The organism is Parasphingorhabdus sp. (genome assembly GCF_036964675.1).
Classification (GTDB): Bacteria; Pseudomonadota; Alphaproteobacteria; order Sphingomonadales; family Sphingomonadaceae; genus Parasphingorhabdus.
Window position 1 is genome coordinate 1 of sequence record NZ_JBALTF010000172.1, and the last position, 543, is coordinate 543.

The 543-nt window shown below is 56.5% G+C and carries 1 protein-coding gene; it reads right to left on the reverse strand.

The genetic code is table 11. The annotated features are described in order from the left end of the window. Positions 1 to 424: class I SAM-dependent methyltransferase (locus tag V7665_RS13805; protein WP_335665099.1), on the reverse strand; the 424-nt coding region annotated here is incomplete at its 3' end. Positions 425 to 543 lie beyond the last annotated feature (119 nt).

Below are 543 nucleotides of genomic sequence, written 5' to 3' on the forward strand. Positions count from 1 at the left end.
TGACATTGCGGATGCCAAAGACGATCGTATAGGCATCGAAATGGGCATCGGGAAAGTTCAGCTGCTCGGCATTTTGCCGGCTCCAGACCAGCCGCGTTTCGTCCTTTTCGAGCGCTCGTTCCACGCCTTCGGCCAGCATTTCTGCGTTGATATCGGCAACCGTTATATGGGCGCCGCTATTGACCATGCGAAAAGCGATGTCGCCGGTGCCGCCCGCCATATCGAGAATATTCTCGCCAGCACGCGGCTTGACGCGGCGCACGAAGCGGTCTTTCCACAAGCGGTGGGTGCCGGCACTCATTGCGTCGTTCATCACATCATATCTGGAGGCAACGCTGGAGAAGACCGCGCCGACTCTGCCGGTCTTTTCGCTCTCGTCGACCTCTTCATAGCCGAAGGAGACGGTTTTGCTTTCGATAGCCATTTCTTGCCTGTGCTGATTTTTCTTTGGAAACCCAAGTAGACCAGCCTTGGCAGCACTGCAATCACTCTGTAGCTGCCCATTGGACCGTAACGGATGAGGACTGCCATGCCCGAGCTGCC